Genomic DNA, 3,272 nt, shown 5'->3' on the forward strand with positions numbered 1-3,272 from the left:
GCTCCGGGCTTGGTCGGGGTCGCGGGGGCGGGGCTCTGCGCCAGCGCCGGCGCGGCGGCCAGGCAGGACAGGAGTGCGAAGGTGCGCAGGAACGACGTGGCCATGGTGGTCCTCCCGAAGGGACGGCGGCCCGGTACCTGGCGCCGACGGAGCGTGGTGTGAGCCGGAGCGGTTGAACCGCGGCTTAACGCTGCGGCACGCCGCCCCAGTCGCTGGTTCCAAATCCGATTGAATTCCAAGTCCGGTCGCGCGCACTCCGTTCCCGGTTCGGTTCTCGATCCGGGTCGGACGCTCAGTGCCGCATGGCGTCGAAGCGCGCGAGGCATTCGGCCGAGATCCGCATGCCGTTCGGTACCGGCTCGCTTGGCGGCGGACGGCGCACGCAGGCCTTGAGGTAGGCGAGCGCGTCTTCCAGCACCGCCTCGCTGAAGGGTTTTGCGATCACCGCGGTCGCGCCCTCCATCTCCTCGGAGAGCTGGCGCGCGTTGGCGGTCATGAAGGCGGCGGTGATGCCGTCGCGCTCACGGATCGCCTGCGCCACCTCGAGGCCGGAAGAGCCGTCTGCAAGGCGCAGGTCGATCAGCACCAGCTCGGGCCGACAGGCCTCGATCTGGGCGATGGCCTCGGCGGCCGTCATCGCGGTGCCGACCACGCTGTGCCCGGCCTCCTTGAGCATCATCTCGATCTGCATCAGGATGAGGGCCTCATCCTCCACGACCAGGATCCGCAGCGGGTCGCTCACGGCGTCTCCGAACTGTCTGCCATCTCGCGCGGCAGGCGAATGTTGACCGTGGTCCCCGGCTCGTTGGATTGCCACGCGATGCTGGCGTTGAGCTGGCGGCACAGGGTGCCGATCAGGCGCTTGCCGAAGGAGCGTTTATCCATCACCTCCACGGGCATGCCGACGCCGTCGTCGGCGATTCTGATGGCGAAGTACTTCCCGTCCGGTGCGACCGTCACCGAGAGCCGGCCGGGGCGATCGCCGGGGAAGGCGTGCTTGAGCGCGTTGGTGATGAGCTCGTTCATCATCAGCGCCACCGGCGGCGCCTTCGAGACCGGCACCTCCACCGCCTCGAGGTCGAGGTGCAGGCGGATGCCGTCGCGGCCCGAGCCCCGCACCAGGTCGGTGGAGAGGTCGCGGGCGAACTCGGCGACGTCGAAGCGCTCGACGTCGTTCGACTGGTAGAGCCGCCGATGCACGATGCCCAGCGCCTCGACCCGCGTCAGCATCATCTCCATCGCCGCGCGCGCCGACGGGTCGGTGATGGCCTTGGTCTGCATGGCGAGCAGGGCGGCGATCATCTGGAGGTTGTTCTTGACCCGGTGGTCGACCTCGTGGACCAACATGGTCTGCGTCGCCAGGGACTGGCTCAGGTCCTGGGTGCGCTTGGCCACCTCGGCCTCGAAATGGGCCTTCTCCTGCTCGACCTTCAGGTGGGCGTCGACGCGGTCGGTCACGTCGAGCTGCGAGGCGAAGAAGTAGGGCACCTCGCCGCCCTCGTTCGTCACCGGGCTGAGGTACAGCGCGTTCCAGAACGGGGCGCCGTCCTTGCGGTAGTTCAGGATGTCGATGGCGATGTCGCGCCCCGCCGTCACCGCCTCGCGGATGAGCGCGACCGCGCCGCGATCGGTGTTGGCCCCCTGCAGGAAGCGGCAGTTGCGGCCCATGACCTCGCCGCGCTCGTAGCCCGTCATCCGCAGGAACGCGTCGTTGGCGAAGACGATCGGGTTGTCGGGCAGGCGCGGATCGGTGATGATCATCGCCATCCGCGTGGCGCGGACGGCGGCAGCGAACGGGTCGCCCTTGCCCTGCTCGGTGTCGAGGCCGCCGGTCTGGCGCCACGCATCGGACGATTCCATCGATCGTGATCTCTCTCAGGGCGCGGACCGCATCCACCGTGCGGCGTCGGCCGGTGCCGCGAGGGCACCTTTTTAGGAAGTCCAGAAGGCGAACCGTCGTGCTTGGAGGCGAGCGGGCGGGTCGGCCGCAAGCTTAACGGGTCGTGGAGGAAAAAAGGTTCAAAGAATTCTGGACGCGGCGGACTTTCCCGTCGCGGCGACGCCTTCGGGCCGTCGCCATGGCACCCCGCCCACCGCAGGCCATCACGGCAGAACTGTCAAGTCTCGGCTAGCACGCGCCCGGTGCCGTCGGCGCCTGCCACTGTCTTGCTCGGCCGCGATCTTGGACCAAAGTCCAACATCGAGCGTGTCCGGCAGCTTGGTCGCACGCGCCCCCTAGCCACGCCCCGGCGCCCCCGCTATAAGCGCGCCTTCGAATCTCCGTATCGAGCGGTGCGCGAGGCGATCCCGGCCGGGAGACGCCCGGGCGCCGCTTTGGCGCCAGACCGCAAGGATTTCCCGTCATGGCCGTTCCGAAGCGCAAAACCTCCCCCTCCCGTCGCGGCATGCGCCGCTCGGCCGACGCCCTCAAGGCGCCGACCTACGTGACGGACAAGGATTCGGGCGAGCTGCGCCGCCCCCACCACATCGACCTGAAGACCGGCATGTATCGCGGCCGCCAGGTGCTCACGGTCAAGTCGACCGAAGCCTGAGTAGCCTTGGGAATCAGGCCGTGAGCCGCGCCGTCTCGGCGTAGCGCGCGGCCGCGATCCCGGTGCGCTCCAGCCGCGACGGCCGCAGGGTCGGATCGGACGCCACGATCACCTGAGTCAGAAAGCCTGCGAGCGGCCGCGTGCCGCCGCGGGCTTTTGGCGTTGGCGCGTCCTGGGCTGCCTCGTCCCGGCCCCCGGCGATCGCCACCAGGGCGCGGGTGGGCGCGGACACTTTCGATCCGGAGGCTTCTTGCGGTTCGGAAGATTGCGACTCGGACCCCGGCGCCTGCGGCCGCACGGTCGCCCGTACCGTGCCGACACGCCCGATTGTCCCGATCTGCATCATCGCCCGCATCCCCCGGCCCAGCCCGGACCGGCGCTGCAAGGGTGGGGCCGACGTTAACGGTTCGTCAACCTTTTATCGGGGCAGGCGCCACGACTTCCCTCCCCTTCTGCGGGGGAGGGTGGCCCACGAAGCGGGTCGGGAGAGGGGAGCGACCTCTCCCGACATAGCGCTCTCCTCTCCCGACCCTCCCTGACGCGAGGCCCACCCTCCCCCGCAGAGGGGGGAGGGAAGACGGGCGTGGAGTTCTTTGGCCCTACTTCTTCGCCAGCGCCTCGAGGCGTTCCTGCATCGCCAGCATCTGGCGCTTGAGGTCGTCGAGGTCGGTGCCGGCGGCCTGGACGACCTCAAGCGCCAGATGCTGGCGATGCAGGAAC

At 69.3% G+C, this 3,272-nt stretch carries 4 protein-coding genes; 1 reads left to right on the forward strand and 3 read right to left on the reverse strand.

The annotated features are described in order from the left end of the window. Positions 1-292 precede the first annotated feature (292 nt). Both FV222_RS20970 and FV222_RS20975 read right to left on the reverse strand, forming a co-directional pair. Positions 293-742, reverse strand: a complete 450-nt coding sequence (locus FV222_RS20970) for a response regulator (RefSeq protein WP_147815554.1) — start codon at positions 740-742, stop codon at positions 293-295. Continuing rightward, positions 739-1,860, reverse strand: coding sequence for a PAS domain-containing protein (locus tag FV222_RS20975; protein ID WP_147815555.1), 1,122 nt, complete (start codon positions 1,858-1,860; stop codon positions 739-741). The genes FV222_RS20970 and FV222_RS20975 overlap by 4 nt, the downstream gene beginning before the upstream one ends. Positions 1,861-2,363: 503 nt before the next feature. Here FV222_RS20975 and rpmF point away from each other — a divergent pair. Continuing rightward, positions 2,364-2,552, forward strand: a complete 189-nt coding sequence (rpmF, locus tag FV222_RS20980; protein WP_147754699.1) for a 50S ribosomal protein L32 — start codon at positions 2,364-2,366, stop codon at positions 2,550-2,552. Between the two features lie 13 nt (positions 2,553-2,565). Here the strand turns inward: rpmF and FV222_RS20985 are convergent, their stop codons facing one another. Beyond that, complete coding sequence (locus FV222_RS20985; protein WP_246685581.1) at positions 2,566-2,898, reverse strand: hypothetical protein; 333 nt, start codon at positions 2,896-2,898, stop codon at positions 2,566-2,568. Between the last annotated feature and the right edge of the window lie 374 nt (positions 2,899-3,272).

This window comes from Methylobacterium sp. WL103, assembly GCF_008039885.1.
GTDB lineage: Bacteria > Pseudomonadota > Alphaproteobacteria > Rhizobiales > Beijerinckiaceae > Methylobacterium > Methylobacterium cerastii.

What these genes read in the sequence shown, in the direction of transcription:
- FV222_RS20975 (WP_147815555.1), bottom strand. Translation starts at nt 1,860, where the DNA reads ATGGAATCGTCCGATGCGTGGCGCCAGACCGGCGGCCTCGACACCGAG.
- rpmF (WP_147754699.1), top strand. Translation starts at nt 2,364, where the DNA reads ATGGCCGTTCCGAAGCGCAAAACCTCCCCCTCCCGTCGCGGCATGCGC.
- FV222_RS20985 (WP_246685581.1), bottom strand. Translation starts at nt 2,898, where the DNA reads ATGATGCAGATCGGGACAATCGGGCGTGTCGGCACGGTACGGGCGACC.